Origin of the sequence: Promicromonospora sp. NPDC057138 (assembly GCF_042670845.1) — a bacterium.
Classification (GTDB): domain Bacteria; phylum Actinomycetota; class Actinomycetes; order Actinomycetales; family Cellulomonadaceae; genus Promicromonospora.
This window is the reverse complement of record NZ_JBHUUX010000024.1, coordinates 61,096-76,622: the sequence shown is the minus strand read 5'-3', so window position 1 is coordinate 76,622 and position 15,527 is coordinate 61,096. Positions and strand designations below refer to the sequence as shown.

General features: G+C 71.1%; 18 protein-coding genes. 11 read left to right on the top strand and 7 right to left on the bottom strand.

Translation table 11 applies throughout. The annotated features are described in order from the left end of the window. Nucleotides 1–97 precede the first annotated feature (97 nt). Entirely contained in the window at nt 98–940 is an 843-nt protein-coding gene (locus ACFT2C_RS15085) for an alpha/beta fold hydrolase (RefSeq protein WP_377207874.1), read from the bottom strand. Between the two features lie 123 nt (nt 941–1,063). Here ACFT2C_RS15085 and ACFT2C_RS15080 point away from each other — a divergent pair, with 123 nt between their 5' ends. The 7 genes from ACFT2C_RS15080 (at nt 1,064) to ACFT2C_RS15050 (ending at nt 6,393) form a co-directional block, all read left to right on the top strand. Next, nucleotides 1,064–1,633: a TetR/AcrR family transcriptional regulator gene (locus ACFT2C_RS15080; protein ID WP_377207873.1), complete on the top strand. Its 570-nt coding sequence runs from the start codon at nt 1,064–1,066 to the stop codon at nt 1,631–1,633. A 55-nt stretch (nt 1,634–1,688) separates the two neighbouring features. Next, nucleotides 1,689–2,138 (top strand): GbsR/MarR family transcriptional regulator, encoded by a 450-nt coding sequence (locus ACFT2C_RS15075; RefSeq protein ID WP_377207872.1) that lies wholly within the window; start codon nt 1,689–1,691, stop codon nt 2,136–2,138. Continuing rightward, nucleotides 2,138–2,953: a class I SAM-dependent methyltransferase gene (locus tag ACFT2C_RS15070; protein ID WP_377207871.1), complete on the top strand. Its 816-nt coding sequence runs from the start codon at nt 2,138–2,140 to the stop codon at nt 2,951–2,953. Before ACFT2C_RS15075 ends, ACFT2C_RS15070 begins: the two co-directional genes overlap by 1 nt. 65 nt (nt 2,954–3,018) lie before the next feature. Next, entirely contained in the window at nt 3,019–3,981 is a 963-nt protein-coding gene (locus ACFT2C_RS15065) for an alpha/beta hydrolase (protein ID WP_377207870.1), read from the top strand. A gap of 10 nt (nt 3,982–3,991) precedes the next feature. Next, entirely contained in the window at nt 3,992–4,729 is a 738-nt protein-coding gene (locus ACFT2C_RS15060) for a helix-turn-helix transcriptional regulator (RefSeq protein WP_377207869.1), read from the top strand. Beyond that, on the top strand, nt 4,726–5,316 hold the full coding sequence (locus ACFT2C_RS15055; RefSeq protein ID WP_377207868.1) for a DsbA family protein: 591 nt from the start codon (nt 4,726–4,728) through the stop codon (nt 5,314–5,316). The genes ACFT2C_RS15060 and ACFT2C_RS15055 overlap by 4 nt, the downstream gene beginning before the upstream one ends. Nucleotides 5,317–5,511: 195 nt before the next feature. Continuing rightward, nucleotides 5,512–6,393, top strand: coding sequence for a slipin family protein (locus tag ACFT2C_RS15050; protein WP_377207867.1), 882 nt, complete (start codon nt 5,512–5,514; stop codon nt 6,391–6,393). Between the two features lie 12 nt (nt 6,394–6,405). Here ACFT2C_RS15050 and nhaA read toward each other — a convergent pair whose 3' ends face one another. Then, complete coding sequence (gene nhaA / locus ACFT2C_RS15045; RefSeq protein WP_377207866.1) at nt 6,406–7,806, bottom strand: Na+/H+ antiporter NhaA; 1,401 nt, start codon at nt 7,804–7,806, stop codon at nt 6,406–6,408. Between the two features lie 28 nt (nt 7,807–7,834). After that, nucleotides 7,835–8,662 (bottom strand): helix-turn-helix transcriptional regulator, encoded by an 828-nt coding sequence (locus ACFT2C_RS15040; protein WP_377207865.1) that lies wholly within the window; start codon nt 8,660–8,662, stop codon nt 7,835–7,837. Nucleotides 8,663–8,762: 100 nt separating this feature from the next. On the opposite strand from ACFT2C_RS15040, the gene ACFT2C_RS15035 reads away from it, so the two are divergent. The 3 genes from ACFT2C_RS15035 (at nt 8,763) to ACFT2C_RS15025 (ending at nt 11,347) form a co-directional block, all read left to right on the top strand. After that, nucleotides 8,763–9,509, top strand: coding sequence for an SDR family oxidoreductase (locus tag ACFT2C_RS15035; protein WP_377207864.1), 747 nt, complete (start codon nt 8,763–8,765; stop codon nt 9,507–9,509). Between the two features lie 53 nt (nt 9,510–9,562). Continuing rightward, the gene (locus tag ACFT2C_RS15030) at nt 9,563–10,387 is read left to right on the top strand and encodes an SDR family NAD(P)-dependent oxidoreductase (RefSeq protein ID WP_377207863.1); all 825 of its coding nucleotides are present in this window, start codon (nt 9,563–9,565) and stop codon (nt 10,385–10,387) included. A 129-nt stretch (nt 10,388–10,516) separates the two neighbouring features. Then, nucleotides 10,517–11,347 carry a transglutaminase family protein gene (locus ACFT2C_RS15025; RefSeq protein ID WP_377207862.1) on the top strand — a complete coding sequence of 277 codons (831 nt, stop codon included), beginning with the start codon at nt 10,517–10,519 and terminating at the stop codon, nt 11,345–11,347. A 23-nt stretch (nt 11,348–11,370) separates the two neighbouring features. Here the strand turns inward: ACFT2C_RS15025 and ACFT2C_RS15020 are convergent, their stop codons facing one another. Further along, nucleotides 11,371–12,021, bottom strand: coding sequence for a hypothetical protein (locus tag ACFT2C_RS15020; protein ID WP_377207861.1), 651 nt, complete (start codon nt 12,019–12,021; stop codon nt 11,371–11,373). A gap of 129 nt (nt 12,022–12,150) precedes the next feature. On the opposite strand from ACFT2C_RS15020, the gene ACFT2C_RS15015 reads away from it, so the two are divergent. Next, nucleotides 12,151–13,326: an NAD(P)/FAD-dependent oxidoreductase gene (locus tag ACFT2C_RS15015; protein WP_377207860.1), complete on the top strand. Its 1,176-nt coding sequence runs from the start codon at nt 12,151–12,153 to the stop codon at nt 13,324–13,326. Between the two features lie 170 nt (nt 13,327–13,496). Here the strand turns inward: ACFT2C_RS15015 and ACFT2C_RS15010 are convergent, their stop codons facing one another. The 3 genes from ACFT2C_RS15010 to ACFT2C_RS15000 all read right to left on the bottom strand — a co-directional run bounded on the left by ACFT2C_RS15010 (nt 13,497) and on the right by ACFT2C_RS15000 (nt 15,514). After that, entirely contained in the window at nt 13,497–13,994 is a 498-nt protein-coding gene (locus tag ACFT2C_RS15010) for a hypothetical protein (RefSeq protein WP_377207859.1), read from the bottom strand. 78 nt (nt 13,995–14,072) lie between these two features. After that, nucleotides 14,073–15,218: an N-methyl-L-tryptophan oxidase gene (gene solA / locus ACFT2C_RS15005; RefSeq protein ID WP_377207858.1), complete on the bottom strand. Its 1,146-nt coding sequence runs from the start codon at nt 15,216–15,218 to the stop codon at nt 14,073–14,075. 161 nt (nt 15,219–15,379) lie between these two features. Beyond that, nucleotides 15,380–15,514 (bottom strand): hypothetical protein, encoded by a 135-nt coding sequence (locus tag ACFT2C_RS15000; RefSeq protein WP_377207857.1) that lies wholly within the window; start codon nt 15,512–15,514, stop codon nt 15,380–15,382. Nucleotides 15,515–15,527 lie beyond the last annotated feature (13 nt).

Below are 15,527 nucleotides of genomic sequence, written 5' to 3'. Positions count from 1 at the left end.
GGCAAAAGGTCAGGTCATCGGCAACTCGGGTTACCGATGACCTGACCTTTTGCCGACCATTCACCCTGGCGTCAGCCGCGCAGCAGCCGAGCGTGCGTCAGGCCTGGACGAAGGCCAGCAGCGCCTTGTTCACCTCGTCCGCGTGGGTCCAGAGCAGGCCGTGCGGCGCGCCCTCGATCTCGACGTACTCGGCCTCGGGGAGCGCCTTGTGGAACGGGCGGGCCGTGGCGTCGATCGGGAGGATGTTGTCCTTGGTCCCGTGCAGGATCAGCGACGGCTTGCCTGCGGCACGCACCGCCTCGACGTCGGCCCGGAAGTCCTCGATCCAGGCGGAGACGACGGCGTACGCCGCGACCGGGGCGCTCCGCGTCGCCGTGTTCCAGCTCGCCGTGACGGCCTCCTGGCTGATCCGGCTGCCGAGGTTCTCGTCCAGGTTGTAGAAGTCCTGGTAGAAGTTCGTGAACCACGCGAAGCGGTCCGCACGAGCCGTCTCGGCGATGCCGTCGAAGACCGACTGCGGCACGCCGCCCGGGTTGTCGTCGGTCGCGACCAGGAACGGCTCGAGCGAGGCGAGGAACGCGAGCTTGGCGACGCGCTCGTGGCCGTAGTTCTTCACGTAGCGGGCCAGCTCGCCGGTGCCCATCGAGAAGCCGACGAGGATGACGTCGCGCAGGTCGAGGGTGGTCAGCACCGCGTTCAGGTCGGCGGCGAAGGTGTCGTAGTCGTAGCCGGCCCCGACCTTGCTCGACTGCCCGAACCCGCGGCGGTCGTAGGTGATGACGCGGTAGCCCGCGGCGATCAGCTCGCGCGACTGGCGCTCCCAGCTGTTGCCGTCCAGCGGGTAGCCGTGGATGAGGACTACCGGCTGACCCGAGCCGTGGTCCTCGTAGTAGAGCTCGGTGCTGGTGCTGTTCTCGGTGCCGACCGTGATGAAACCCATGATCCGTTCCCTTTCCGATCCTTCGCCCGGCCGAGAACGGTCGTTCTCTGCCGCTGTCCGCTACAGTAGAGAACGAACGTTCTCCGCGCAAGTCGTGCGGAGCTGAAGACAGGGTGATTTCGAATGATCGACGAGACGACCGCCCGGGAGTCCGTGATCCGGGCCGCGGACGAGCTGTTCTACGCGCGCGGCGTCCAGGCGGTGGGCATGGACGCCGTGCGGACGGCGGCGGGCGTGTCGCTCAAGCGGATCTACTCGCTCTTCGCCTCGAAGGACGAGCTGATCGTTGCCGTCCTCCACCACCGCACCGCCGTCTGGGACGCCGGGCTGGAGTCCGCCTCGGAGCGGGCGACGTCGGCCCGCGAGCGCATCCTCGCGATCTTCGACTTCCTGGACGGCTGGTTCCGGGAGCCGGAGTTCCGCGGGTGCGCGTTCATCAACACCCACGGCGAGCTGGGCGCCAGCTCGACGGCGATAGTGGACGCCGTCCGCGAGCAGAAGCGCAGCTTCCAGGAGTACGTCGCCCGCCTCGTGGCCGACGTCGGCGCGCCCGCTGCCCTGGCGCCGCAGCTCGCCATCCTCGCCGAGGGCGCGCAGACGACGGCCGCCATCGCGGGCACCCCCGACGCCGCGCACCAGGCGCGGGCGGCGGCGGAGACGCTGCTCGACGCCGCGACAGGCCGCCGCACCTGACCCAGAATGACATCTGTTTCAGTCGCGACTGAATTATCTGGTAACGTCACCTGACATGGGCGACCAGGACCGGATCCTGCAGTGGGTGGAGCGGGTAGCGACCTTCTGCGTCGAGGAGTGGGGGCTGCCGCCGATCACCGGGCGCGTCCTCGGCCTGCTGATGATCTGCGACCCGGCCGAGCAGTCCGCCGGCGACATCGCCGACACCATCCAGGCCAGCCGCGCGTCGCTCACGTCGAACATGCGGTTCCTCACGACCATCGGCCTCGTGCGGAAGGTCCGTCGCCCCGGCGAACGCACCACGTACTACCGCATCGAGGACGACGCCTGGCACCGCGTGGTCCAGCGCAAGCTCGACAGTCTCGGGGCGTTCGGCGACATCGCCGACGAGGGCTTCGCCGTCGCGGGCGGCAAGGGCACCGAACGGATCGAGGCTGCCAGGGAGTCCCTGACCTGGCTGCAGGACATCGCCGCCCGCAACCCCCTGAAGCGCCAGGAGAACTGATGCTGCACGAAGCGCACCTCGGCCTCGACCCCGTCCAGGAGACGCTGCTGCTCACGCTGCACGCGCGAGCGCTCGACAGCAGGGCACCCGAGCCCATCCTCGGCGACGCGCTCTCGGCGGAGTTCGCGGACCGGATCGACTACGACTTCGCCCGGCTCAAGCTGAAGCCCAGCCTCGTCGCCAGCACCGCGCTGCGCGCCCGGAAGCTCGACGACATGGTCCGCCGGTTCGTCACCGCCCACCCCGACGCCGTCGTGCTCGACCTGGGGTGCGGCCTGGACACGCGAGTGGTCCGGTGCGCCCCGCCGTCCGGCGTCGACTGGTACGACGTCGATCTGCCCGTGGTCGCGGACCTGCGCCGCGAGCTCCTCGGGGAGCGCTCGCACGTCGTCGGCGCGGACGTGACCCAGCCCGGCTGGCTGCGGGACGTACCGGGCGACCGGCCCGCGATGATCGTGGCCGAGGGACTGCTGCCCTTCCTGCCCGGCGCCTCGTTCCGGACCATGGCCAGGGCACTGACCGAGCACCTGCCCACCGGCGAGCTCGCGCTCAACGGCTACACCCGGTTCGCCGCATGGGCGATGAAGTACCACCCCACCATCAAGGCGCTCGGCATCGACGCGGCCGAGGGTTTCGACGATCCGCGCGAGCCGGAGCGGTGGGACGCGGGGCTCACCCTCGTCGAGGAGCAGCTGCTCACCCGCGCCCCGGAGGTCGCTGCGTTCCCGCAGCCGGTGCGGGCGCTGACCCGGCTCATGTCGCACAGCGCGGCGCTGTCCCGGCAGGGCGCGCGGGTGCTCCACTACCGGTTCTGACGTGACGCAAGTCACCGGGAAAAGGTGACACGACGTTGTCGCGGGCGCCTGCGACCGTCGACAGCATGACGATCACAGACGAGGACTGCCTCGCCGAGACCCTGGAGTTCAACGAGAGCTTCGCTGCCGCGGCCGCGGCGCGCCCGGCTCGCGCGGGCATGCCGGACGCCGCCCTGCTGGCCGCACTGCGGCGCAACCGCCTCGGCGGCGACACGCCGCCCGTCACCCTGCCGCAGGGCCGCGACCGCGTCGTCGCGGGCGGGGTGGGAGTCAGAGTGTTCGTGCCCGACCAGGTCGACAGCGTGTACCTGCACGTGCACGGCGGCGGCTGGGCGTTCGGCTCGGCGAGCGGCCAGGACGAGAGGCTATGGCGGCTCGCGGAGCGGGCACGGCTGGCAGTGGTCAGCGTGGACTACCGCCTCGCGCCCGAGCACCCGTTCCCCGCCGGGCCCGACGACTGCGAGGCCGCCGCGCGGTGGCTGGTCGACGAGGCGGCCGCCGAGTTCGGCACGCAACGCTTGCTGATCGGGGGCGAGTCCGCCGGAGCCCACCTGAGCGTGGTGACCCTGCTGCGGCTTCGCGACCGGCACGGCGTCACCGGTGCGTTCCAGGCGGCTCACCTGTCCTTCGGCCCGTACGACCTGTCGATGACGCCGAGCCAGCGGCTGTTCGGAGAGCGCCAGCTCCTGAGCAACACCGCGAGCATCCGGGGCAGCTACGAGCTTTTCACCCCCGCGCTGGAGGCGGAACAGCGCCGCGACCCCGAGGTCTCGCCGCTGTTCGCCGACCTGACCGGCCTGCCGCCGGCCCGGATGGTCGTCGGGACCGAGGACCCGCTGCTGGACGACTCCCTGTTCCTGGCGCAGCGGTGGCGAGCGGCGGGCGCGCCCGTCCGACTCGACGTCGTCGCCGGCGCCATGCACGGCTTCACCCTGTTCCCCCTGACCATCACCGAGCGGGAGCTGCGGCGCGAGGAGGACTTCCTGCTCGCCGCGGGAACTCGCCGGGAACTCGCGGCAGGAAGGTAGCGTCGGCACCGTGAACCGTACGGCCCGGCTCTACGCGCTGGTGGAAGAGCTGCGCGCGGCCGCGCCGCGATCACTGACCGTCGCGGCCCTCGCCGTCCGGTTCGAGGTGCATGCCCGCACGGTGCAGCGCGACCTCCAGACCCTGATGGAGGCCGGCGTCCCGGTGCGCTCCACCTCCGGGCGGGGCGGAGGCTGGTCGATCGACCCCGAGATGACGCTGCCGCCGATGCGGTTCACCGCGGCCGAGGCCTCGGCGCTGGCCGTCGCGCTCGCAGCGGCCGATGCCTCCGCCCCGTACGCGGGAGCGGCGCGCTCGGCGGCCCTCAAGATCGCGGCGTCGATGACCGGGCCTGCCTCAGTCGCGACCCAGCGCCTCGCCCAGCAGATCGTGACGCTGCCGTCGTCGTTCGATCCGGTGGTCCATGCCGCGGTGGAGCAGGCGGTCGCGACCGGCACGGTCCTGCGGCTGGCCTACGTCGACGCCGCAGGCCACGAGAGCGACCGCCTCGTGGAACCGGCCGGACTGCTCACCGCGGACAGCCGCTGGTACCTCATCGCCTGGTGCCGCACGCGGCAGGCCGGGCGCGGCTTCCGGCTCGACCGGATCACCGCGGCGACCCTCACCGAGGAGCCGGCACCGCCCCACGACCTGGCCGAGCTGCTGCGCGACTCGGCCGCCTCCGGCGCGGTGCCGCCCGTCACACTCGCTCCCCTGACGTCTCAGGCCGGTGCGAGGATGAGGCCATGACGAACGCAGAGTCCGACGGCACGCGGGAAGCGACCCCGCTCGCTGCGCAGGTCGACCCGCACGAGGGAGAGTTCGCCTTCCGCTGGGCGTACGGCAACCCGGAGGCGCCCTTCACGATCACGGAGTTCGGCGACTTCGAGTGCCCGTACTGCGGAGCGGCCAAGCCCGTCCTGCACGAGCTCATCAACAGTTCCGAGGGCCGGGTCCGCCTGGTGTGGCGCCACTTCCCCCTGTTCGAGCCGCACCCGTACGCGCTGACTGCGGCCCTCGCCGCCGAGGCCGCGGGTCACCAGGGCGCGTTCTGGCCGATGGCGGGCCTGCTCTTCAAGAACCAGAACAGCCTCGACGACGCGTCCATCATCCGCTACGGCGAGCAGCTCGACCTCGACACGGCCGCCCTGGTGGGCGAACCCGCGCAGCGGTTCGCCAACGCCGTCCGCAAGGACTACCAGGCGGGCATCGACGCCGGGGTGCACGGCACGCCCACGCTGTTCATCAACGGCGAGCCGTACCTGGGCGACGTCACGGTCACCGACCTGCGGGACACGATGTCGATGTCGCGCAAGCGCGCCCGCTTCCGCCGGTAACGCCTGCCCCTACCGCGCCAGGAGCACGTGACGGCACTGCGGGTTCTCGCCGGAGTATCGTGAGGAATGACCGAGTCCAGGGCGCCTCTACCCGGACTGGTCCAGGACCTTCTCGAGAGGGTGGGGCGTCATGATGACGTCGAAGGCCGGACCGCCAGCTGACGGCTCCTTGCGCGGACCTTGCGGAGCATTCCGATGAGCGCCTGGGCCTGGATCCTGATCCTGATTCTGATTCTGGTCGTGATCGGCCTCGCAATGGCCGTCAAGATCGTCAAGCAGTACGAGAAGGGTGTGCTCTTCCGGTTCGGCCGACTCGAGGGCACCCGCGACCCAGGACTTCGGATCATCATCCCGGTGGTCGACGTACTGCATCGCATCTCCCTGCGGATCGTCACCATGCCGATCCAGTCCCAGGGCATCATCACGAAGGACAACGTCAGCGTCGACGTGGCCGCAGTCGCCTACTTCCGGGTGGTCGACGCCGTGAAGTCCGTGATCGTGATCGAAAACGTCACCTCAGCCATCAACCAGATCGCCCAGACCACGCTGCGGAACGTTGTCGGGCAGCACGCCCTCGACGAGATCCTGGCGGAGACCGACCACATCAACGAGGACATCCGCCTGATCCTCGATCGCACCACCACCGAGTGGGGCCTCCAGGTCACCTTGGTCGAGCTCAAGGACATCCAGCTGCCCGAGAGCATGAAACGCGCCATGGCACGTCAGGCCGAAGCCGAGCGGGAGAAGCGCGCGAAGATCATCAACGCCGAAGGTGAGCACCTCGCCGCTTCGAAGCTGGGCGACGCCTCCGACATCATGATGGCGCATCCGCTGGCGTTGCAGCTGCGCAACCTGCAGACGTTGGTCGAGCTCGGCGTCGACAAGAACACCACGGTCGTGTTCCCCGCGCCGCTGATGAGCACCATCGGCGAGCTCGGCACCTTCTTGGCCCGTGAGGAAGCGGCAGCAGCGGCGAACGCACCTGCCGGCGACGACGCCACCACGGCACAGGGACAGGTGGCAGCACCCGAAGCCAACGGTGCGCTGGCACCCGGCGACACGACTCCGGCGCACTGAGCCGGACGACGCTCACGCAGGCGGGCGCCAGGCTCCCTCGGGGAGCGGCGGCGGGCCGCTGGCCTCGTTCGGCGAGCACAGGGGCAGGCGGTCGCCGAAGTAGCGAAGGATCACCGCGCCGAGGACGCCGGACACGATCGAGCCCACGATGATGCCGACCTTCGCCTCGTTGACGAGCGCGTCGTCGTCGAAGGCGAGCTCGCTGACGAACAGCGCGATCGTGAAGCCGATCCCGCACAGGAACGCGCCCCCGGCGAGGTGCCCGTACCGCACCTGACCTGGCAGGGTGCCGATCCCCGTCACCAGCGCGATCATCGCCCCGACGAACACGCCGATCCCCTTGCCGAGCACCAGACCGACCAGCACGCCGAGCGTCACCGGGCTGGACAGGGCTGCGCCGATCGACTCGCCGGACAGCACGACGCCCGCGTTCGCGAGCCCGAACACCGGCACGACGACGTAGGAGCTCAGCGGGTGCAGCGCGTCGAGCAGGCGGTCGCTCGTCGGGACGGCGGACTGCGCGGCCCGGACGGCGAGCCGCGACCGGGCCGGATCGAGCTCCTCCATGAGCGCGCGGCCGTAGAACCCGAAGTGGAGGCGCGCCTCGTCGTCGTTCCCGTGCCGCGCCGTCGGGACGGCGAGACCCACCACCACGCCCGCGAGCGTGGGGTGCAGCCCGGACTCGAGCACCACCACCCACAGGAGCGCGCCCACGATCAGGTACGGGGCGATCTGCCAGACGCCGATCCAGCGCATGGCGAACAGGACCACCGCGAGGAACGCCGCGAGGACGAGCGCGCCCACCATCAGCGCGTCGGAGTAGAAGATGCCGAGCAGGGTGATGGCGCCGATGTCGTCGAAGATCGCCAACGTCAGCAGGAAGATGCGGAGCTGATCAGGACAGCGCGGCCCGACCAGCGCGAGCACGCCGATGACGAACGCCGTGTCCGTGGACATCGGCAGGCCCCACCCGGACGCGTCGGGACCGGACGGGTTGATCAGCAGGTAGATGCCGATCGGGACCGCCAGCCCGCCGATGGCGCCGAAGAGCGGGACGGACGCGGCGCGGAAGCTGCGCAGCTCCCCCACGGTCAGCTCGCGGTTGACCTCGACGCCGACCACCAGGAAGAACACGGCCATGAGGAAGTCGTTGACCCAGTGGTGCAACGTCAGGTGCAGCTCCCAGGTGCCGACCGTGAGGTTGACCGGCGTCTCCCAGAGCTCGTTGTACGAGGCGCCCGCCACGTTCGCCCACACCAGCGCGATGGCCGACGCCGCGAGCAGGAGCGTCGCGCCCCCGCCCTCGGTCGCGAAGTAGCTGCGCAGTCCTGGGGACAAGCGGGGGTACGGGATGTCGACCCTGGGCCGAGGACCGGGCCGGGTAGGTACGCCGGTGGGGATCCGGTCTGTCACACCTCAAGTTTGACAGAGTCCGGCAGCCTCAGCCGACCGCCCGCGTAGCCGCGATCGTCCCCAGCAGCGACAGTGCCTCCGCCGCCGCCGAGCCCGGCGTCGCGTGATAGACCACGAGTTCCTGCCCTGGCGCCCCGCGCACGTCGAACACGTGCACCCGCAGCTCCATGTGACCGACCTCGGGGTGCTGGAACCGCTTCGCCGTCAGCCGCTTCCCCCGCGCGTCGTGCTGGTCCCACATCGCCACGAAGTCCGGGCTCTTCACGCGCAGCTCGTCGACGACGCCTCGGATGGCGGGGTCGCCCGGCGTCAGCCCGTCGGCCAGGCGCAGCCCGGCGACCGTGTTCTCCGCGACCAGGTGCCAGTCGGGATAGAACGTCCGCGCGCCCGGATCGAGGAACGTCATGCGCGTCAGGTTCCGCGAGAACGGGAACCCGCCGAACAGCGCCTCGCCGAGCGGGTTGGTCGCCAGCACGTCGAACGCCCGGCCGAGCACGATCGCCGGGCTGTCCCGCCAGGAGAGCATCAGCTCCAGCAGCGACGCGTCCACCTCTTCGACGGGCGCCGGCGGCTCAGGCCGGGGGCTCAGGCCGGCCAGGCGGTACAGGTGCTGCCGACCATCGTGGTCCAGGCGCAGCACCTCGCCGAGCGAGTCGAGCACCTGCGGCGACGGGCTCACCTCGCGCCCCTGCTCCAGCCGGATGTAGTAGTCCACGCTGACGCCCGTCAGCATCGCCACCTCCTCACGGCGCAGGCCGACGACGCGACGCCTCCCGTACACGGGCAGCCCGAGCGCCTCCGGCGTCAGCTGGGCCCGCCTGCTGCGCAGGTAGTCGCCGAGCGGTGATGAGGTCATGCCTTCGACGGTACTCGGCCCGCCGCGCCTATCCAGGGTGTGCTGCACCCAGGAAGACGGCGTCCTTCCTGGGCTCCCGGCGGCGCCGCAGCCTGGATCCATGACCACAGAGACGAACACCCAGACCTCCAAGGTCGTCCTCGTCACCGGCGCGAGCAGCGGCATCGGCGAAGCCACCGCGCTGCGGCTCGCGTCCGAGGGCCACCGGATCGTCCTCGGCGCCCGCCGCACCGACCGCCTCCAGGCGCTGGTGGAAAGGATTCGGGCAGACGGCGGCCAGGCCAGCGCCCAGCGCCTCGACGTGACCGACCGCGACGCCGTGCGAGCCGTCGTCGACCGCGTCGTCGAGGAGCACGGGCGCATCGACGTCATCGTGAACAACGCGGGCGTCATGCCGCTGTCCAGGCTCGACGCCCTCCTGGTCGACGAGTGGGACCAGATGATCGACGTCAACGTAAAGGGGCTGCTCCACGGCATCGCCGCGGTGCTGCCGCACTTCGAGCGGCAGGCCGGCGGGCACGTCGTCACGGTCGCCTCGATCGGTGCGCACGAGGTGTATCCGACGTCGGCCGTCTACTCCGCCACCAAGTTCGCGGCCTGGGCGATCACCGAGGGCCTGCGCATGGAGGCGGACCCGAGCATCCGCGCCACCACGATCACGCCCGGCACGGTCGAGAGCGAGCTGGCCGACCACATCTCCGACGCCGGCGCGCAGACCTACATGAAGGCCTTCCGCCGCAACCTCATCCCGGCCGACGCGATCGCCCGCGCCATCTCGTTCGCCCTCGACCAGCCGGCCGACGTCGACGTGAACGAGATCATCGTGCGCCCGGCGGCCCAGCGATGAGCGCGCAGACCAGCAAGCAGATCAACGAGCAGACCAACGAGCAAGGAGATCCCATGTCCAAGGTTTGGTTCATCACCGGCACATCCCGCGGCTTCGGCCGCGAGTTCGCCCTCGCGGTCCTGCGCCGCGGCGACCAGGTGGCCGCCACCGCCCGCTCGCTCTCGGCCCTCGACGACCTCGCGGCCGAGTACGGCGACCGGATCCTGCCGCTCCAGCTCGACGTCACCGACCGCGCGGCCGACGAGGCCGCCGTCCGGCAGGCGCACGAACGGTTCGGCCGGATCGATGTCGTCGTCAACAACGCCGGGTACGGGCACTTCGGCGCAGTGGAGGAGGTCACCGAGGCGGAGCTGCGCGCCCAGCTCGAGACGAACTTCTTCGGAGCGATGTGGGTGACGCAGGCGGCCCTGCCGATCCTGCGCGAGCAGGGCAGCGGGCACGTGGTGCAGATGTCGAGCATCGGCGGCGTCGGCGCCTTCGCGAACCTGGGCGCGTACCACGCGTCGAAGTGGGCCCTGGAGGCGGTCAGCGAGTCGCTTGCGATCGAGGTCGAGCCGCTGGGCATCCGCGTGACCCTCGTCGAGCCGGGCGGCTTCGACACCGACTGGGCCGGGCCGTCCGCCCGCACCTCCGCGCCGTCAGCGACCTACGACTTCGTCCGCGAAGCTGCTGCCCGACGGCGGGGCGGGCAGGCGCCCGGCTCACCCGCCGCAGCCGCCGAGGCGCTGCTGGAGATCGTGGACAGCGAGCACCCGCCGCTGCGCGCGCTGTTCGGCGCGCAGGCGCAGCAGATCGTCACGGGCATCTACGAGCGCCGCCTCAAGACCTGGCAGGACGGCGCGGACCTGGCCCGCCGGTCCCACGGCACTACCGACTGACCCGTGTTCAGCAGGCTCGCGGCGACCATCCGCCCCGGGGTCATGGCTCTGCCGGAGCCTGCTGAAGCAAGGTCAGGGCTCGGCGACCTCCCGCTCGAGTGTCAGACCTGCCCCGTACGATCCCGTGCCATGACCGATGACGCGCTCAGCTACTCCCGGCCCGGACGCTTCACCAGTCTGGACGCGGCGCAGAATCAGCTTGTCGACGGGCTGCCGGACGATCCCGTGGGCATCTGCGCCGTCGTGCAAGGCCTCGTGATCCAGCCCCACGACGCCACAGCGGCCGGGGTCGGTGATGACCGGATTCCGGAGAAGAACATCCGGCCGGCGAGCAAGCTGCTGGCCGTGCTCACCGCGCTCGATCCGTCTCCGCTGCACGACGGCAGAACACCCGACAAGCGGGTGGTCGGGACATGCCGTCACTTCACCACTCTCGCCTGCGCGTTCCTGCGGGCGCGGGGCATTCCCGCGCGGGCCCGGTGCGGTTTCGGGACCTACTTCCGCGAGGGACACGGCTTCGACCACTGGATCACCGAGTACTGGGACGCCGACGATCAACGCTGGGTGCGCGTCGACACCGAACATCTCGGCAAGGGTTATGTCGACCGTCTCGAGGATCTCGCGCCGGGCGAGTTCCTGACCGGTGGCGAGGCCTGGACCCGGTACCGGGCGGGGCTGATCGACGGGCAGCGGTTCGGAGTGCCCGGCACGGACCACGCCTGGGGGCCGGCCGAGATCAGCGCCAACGCCGTCCGCGATCTCGCCGCGCTGTGCAACCGCGAGATGCTGCCCTGGGACGAATGGGGCCGGATGACTGCCGCGTTCGAGGGCAAGACGGGCCACGACTACGACCAGCTGATCGACACACTTGCCGAGACCTGCGCGGAAGACGATCCGCAAGCCCTGACCGACCTGTTCGGCCACGAGGATCTGGCGGTACCCGAGCACCTGCTCACGTGATCGGCGGTCACCGAGAGAGGACCCTAAGCGATGCTCGCCGCCGCCGTCCGAAGTGCCGCCATCTCATCCGGTGACGACATGCGGGCCAGAGCCGCGATGTCGCAGATGTGCTCGCGCCGCTCGGGTGCGAAGGACTCGGCGATCTTCGCCGGGTCCTCCAGCAGCACCCGGTAGATCTCCAGGCCGGCGGCATAGAACAGGTCGACGAGCTTGAGCTCGCCGGCGACGTTCTTCATGACGTTGCCCGGGTTGTGGTCGAGCCCGCCCCAGAACGGAATCTGCGCGGCCGCCTCGGCGTCGAGCTGTTCGGCCATGCGACGGACCTGGGTGATCGGGTCGTCCGGCAGGGCAGCAGCCCAGCGCTCGACGACGCCGTCCGCCTCGGCCGACTCTGCCGGCAGCAGGAACTCCAGCACCGTGAGGCGACCCCCACCCCCCAGGGGAGCGTCGAAGTCGACTCGCGGCAGCAGCGAGTGTCCCTCGAGGCGGCGGCACAGCTCGACGAAGACCTCGTAGGCCGGCTCGAACGGACTCACCCGGGCGACCTGCGTTCCGTCCGGCGAGCGCCAGACCGTGGCCCAGTCCCCGATGCCGCACACGTTCCAGCCCTCGGCGAGCAGGCGCCCGGCCGCTTCACGGTGGGGCAGGTCGCGCAAGGCCTCGAACGAGCTCACGCTCCGGAGCGTAGGTGAGCTCCTGGACCCGCGAAAGCGATTTGTTCGTCGCTACGATCGCCGAAATCGATGGCCACGGAAGGTCGGCTCGACCGGCCGGTACCACATACCGCAGGAAGGCAGTGAAACATGGCGCGTCAGATCGTGATCATCGGAGCTGGAGTGGTCGGAACCGCCCTCGCAGCGGAGCTCGCGGCGTTGGACGGGTTCGAGGTGACCGTACTCGAGCGGGAGGCCGGCGCACCGCGCGGCTCGACGTCGCTCGCGCCCGGGCTCGTCGGCCTGTACAACGAGGCGCCGATCCTCACGGCCCTCGCGCGTGAGTCCGCCGAGGTGTATGCGTCGCTCGGTTCCGGCTTCTCGCGGTCGGGCGGGATCGAGATCGCCACCTCCGACGACGGCGCCCACGAGCTGTCCCAGCGGGCCGAGCAGGCCCGCGCAGCCGGCCTGCTGGTCACGGAGAGGGGCCGCGGCTCCCTGCCCGGCTCTGTCGGGTCCCTGGTGAACGTGGACCGTGTGGTGGCGGCCTGGCACTACGAGCTGGACGGCACCGCCGCCCCCGCCGTCCTCACCGCCGCCCTGCGCCGGCAGGCGACCGCCGCGGGCGCACGGTTCGTCGGCGGCGCCGAGGTCGTCGGCATCACCCCCGGGCAGCGGGCCACAGTGCGGACGAAGGACGGCGAGACGTGGGCCGCCGACGACGTCGTCCTCGCCGCCGGGGTCTGGGGTCCGACCCTCGCGGACCTGGTCGGGATCGAGCTCCCGCTGGTCCCGGTCGCCCACCCCTACGTCTACGGCCCGCGGCGCTCCGACCTGCGCGAGGGCCCCTTCCTCCGCTGGCCCGAGCAGCACGTCTACGGCCGGGTGCACGGCGACCGCCTCGGCCTGGGGTCCTACGACCACGCACCCGTCGCGATCGAGCAGGACACCCTCGACCAGGGCACCGGGCTGGCCTGGTCGCCCGACCTCACGCCGGCGATCGACGAGGCGCAGCAGCTTCTCGACCCGGCGGCGCGGTTCGAGCCCGAGGAGCGGGTCAACGGGGTCTTCGCGGTGACACCCGACAACCTGCCGTTCCTGGGCCCGCACCCGGATGCGCCCGGCGTCTGGATCGCTCAGGCGCTCTGGGTCACCCACGCGGCGGGCGCAGTCCGCATGCTCCGCCGCGCGCTCACTGGCGAGACGCCGACGCCGGAGGCCCTGGCGATCGGCCGGTTCGCGGGACGCGACCGCCAGGAGCTCACCACCGGGGCGCTCCGCCTCTACCGGGACATCTACGCGAACGACGCCCCGACCACCCGCTGAGGCGCGCTGTCCGGCGTCCGGTCCGGACTGACTCGTGTTCAGCAGGCTCGGAGCGACCATTCACCGTCGAATTACGGTCGTCCGGGACCTGCTGAACCCAGGTCAGGAGGAGTGGACTGCCACCGCCCGTCGCCCCAGCCGGGGTCGCCACGTCGATGAAACCTCGATCGTCAGCGGCGTCGGGGCAGTGGCCTCGGCTCGTCGGAGTCCCCGCCGGCCAGCCCGGCCGAGGCCGGCGCCATGGCTGCGGCCAGCTCGGCCTCGTCCGCCGTCGCCCGGCAGTAGACGCGCAGGCCGCTGCCCTTGCACAGCTCGTGCAGGCCGGCGGCGAAGGCGTTCAGGTCCTCCGGGTCGGCGCGCCGGAACCGCCGGGAGAGCGACCAGTGCCGCACGACGTCGTCCAGCGTCGTCGGCCGCACCATGCCGAAGAGGGACACCAGGTGGTTGGACAGCCGGATCACGAGCCGGGCGCCGTCCGGGCTCTCGGCGACGAGCTGCGCGCTGCGCAGGCCGTCGTCCCCGACCGGGCCGCCGAGCAACCGCTCCAGCTGGCCCAGCACCGAGGCGGGGTCGACGACGTGGGATGCCACGCTTCCGTCGATCTCGCCGCCGTCGATGGTCAGGGCTGCGGTCTCGTCGTCCGGGACTGCGAAATACTCGAACCTCATGCGCGCATCTTTCCGCATGCCGAGGGGTGCTCCGCGCCACATCCGGTGTGTGGCGGTTTCACCCGGTGAAAATGTGACCTAACCCGCAAATCGGGTGGGGTCCATGAAGCCGACGTCGCCGTAGGTCTGCTCCCCGACGGCGATCTGGGCCAGCAGCTCGCCCACACCTGCTGCGTGCTTGAACCCGTGCCCGCTGTCCCCGCCGGCCATGACCAGGCGCGGGTCGCCGTCCGGCCGGCCGACCAGGAACTGCTCGTCCGGCGAGTTGGTGATCATGCACGGGATCGCCTTGACCGGTACCGGGTCCACCTGCGGGAACGCAGTCGCGACGGCGTCGGCGAGCCGGTCGACGTCGGTGCGCGGGTGGATGTAGCGGTCGAGCTCGTCGGGGTCGGTGTCGTCGGAGCCGTGGTCGCCGAGCCCGATCTTGATGTGGAAGCCGTCGCCGCTCCCGTGGCCCCACACGCTCCGGCCGTCGGCGAGCTCGTAGATGAACGACGGGAAGGCCGACAGGTCGAACGATTCCGTGGCGTCCGCCTTCGGCGCGAACCAGTACAGCGGGGTACGCCGCGGCCGCAGCGGCAGGCCGGGCAGGAGCTTCGCGTTCCAGGCCCCGGCGGCGACCACGGCCTGCGCGGCCTCGAAGACGACGGTCGGCGTCACCACGCGCACACCGCCGTCCACCAGCTCGACCGACGTCACGCGCGTGCCCGGGTACACCCGTGCCCCGGCCTCGGCGGCCGCGCGCACCTGGGCCCGGACGTTGCGCTCGGGGAAGCAGAGGCCACCCTCGGGGTCGAGCACGCCGACGGCGTCCTCGTCGTAGCCCGCGAACTGCGGGTACCGCTCGACCAGCTCGGCGTGAGTCAGGTGCGTCACCGCGATCCCCGCGCCGTCGGCCGCCACCGTTGTGCCCTGGACGGGCCGCGAGCCCGGGCGGCCCACGCTCAGGCACCCGATCTGCTCGACGTACGTCTCGCCGTACCGCTCCCCCAGCCCCGTCCACAGCTCCAGGGACTTGCGCGCCACGGCGGCCAGGCCCGGGTGCTCCATGCAGGCGACCCGGAACAGCCGGGTCACACCGTGCGAGGAACCCAGGTTGTGCCCGATGTCGAAGCGTTCGATCCCCACGACGTCGACGCCGCGCTCGGCGAGGCGCCACAGCGCCGCGCTGCCGAACCCACCGAGACCCACGACCACGACGTCCGAGGTGATGGTTTCCATGGGGTCTTTTCTACCCGACGCCGTCCGCGTCAGCCGTCGGCGCTCGTGTCCTTGGTCGCCGAGATGGAGGTCCGCTTCGAGCACAGGGTTACGCACGCTTCTCGAGTCGAAAGCACGCGCAACGTTGTGCTCGAAGCGGACCTGCGGCGAGCCCCGGCGGGTCAGCCGCCGTTCGACTGGCGGATGCCCTCGGCGAGCGCGTCGAACTCGTAGACGAACCCGCCCGCCGCCCCGCTGCGGGTCATGTAGGCGTCGGTGGTGCCCGGCACCCGAAGGCCCCCGGATCGCCTTGTCATCCCCCGGAACCCC

Bases quoted from the DNA above. Each gene is read 5' to 3' on its own strand.
- ACFT2C_RS15085 (WP_377207874.1), bottom strand. From the start codon at position 940: ATGGGTTTCATCACGGTCGGCACCGAGAACAGCACCAGCACCGAGCTC.
- ACFT2C_RS15080 (WP_377207873.1), top strand. From the start codon at position 1,064: ATGATCGACGAGACGACCGCCCGGGAGTCCGTGATCCGGGCCGCGGAC.
- ACFT2C_RS15075 (WP_377207872.1), top strand. From the start codon at position 1,689: ATGGGCGACCAGGACCGGATCCTGCAGTGGGTGGAGCGGGTAGCGACC.
- ACFT2C_RS15070 (WP_377207871.1), top strand. From the start codon at position 2,138: ATGCTGCACGAAGCGCACCTCGGCCTCGACCCCGTCCAGGAGACGCTG.
- ACFT2C_RS15065 (WP_377207870.1), top strand. From the start codon at position 3,019: ATGACGATCACAGACGAGGACTGCCTCGCCGAGACCCTGGAGTTCAAC.
- ACFT2C_RS15055 (WP_377207868.1), top strand. From the start codon at position 4,726: ATGACGAACGCAGAGTCCGACGGCACGCGGGAAGCGACCCCGCTCGCT.
- ACFT2C_RS15050 (WP_377207867.1), top strand. From the start codon at position 5,512: ATGAGCGCCTGGGCCTGGATCCTGATCCTGATTCTGATTCTGGTCGTG.
- ACFT2C_RS15040 (WP_377207865.1), bottom strand. From the start codon at position 8,662: ATGACCTCATCACCGCTCGGCGACTACCTGCGCAGCAGGCGGGCCCAG.
- ACFT2C_RS15035 (WP_377207864.1), top strand. From the start codon at position 8,763: ATGACCACAGAGACGAACACCCAGACCTCCAAGGTCGTCCTCGTCACC.
- ACFT2C_RS15030 (WP_377207863.1), top strand. From the start codon at position 9,563: ATGTCCAAGGTTTGGTTCATCACCGGCACATCCCGCGGCTTCGGCCGC.
- ACFT2C_RS15025 (WP_377207862.1), top strand. From the start codon at position 10,517: ATGACCGATGACGCGCTCAGCTACTCCCGGCCCGGACGCTTCACCAGT.
- ACFT2C_RS15015 (WP_377207860.1), top strand. From the start codon at position 12,151: ATGGCGCGTCAGATCGTGATCATCGGAGCTGGAGTGGTCGGAACCGCC.
- ACFT2C_RS15010 (WP_377207859.1), bottom strand. From the start codon at position 13,994: ATGAGGTTCGAGTATTTCGCAGTCCCGGACGACGAGACCGCAGCCCTG.
- solA (WP_377207858.1), bottom strand. From the start codon at position 15,218: ATGGAAACCATCACCTCGGACGTCGTGGTCGTGGGTCTCGGTGGGTTC.
- ACFT2C_RS15000 (WP_377207857.1), bottom strand. From the start codon at position 15,514: ATGACAAGGCGATCCGGGGGCCTTCGGGTGCCGGGCACCACCGACGCC.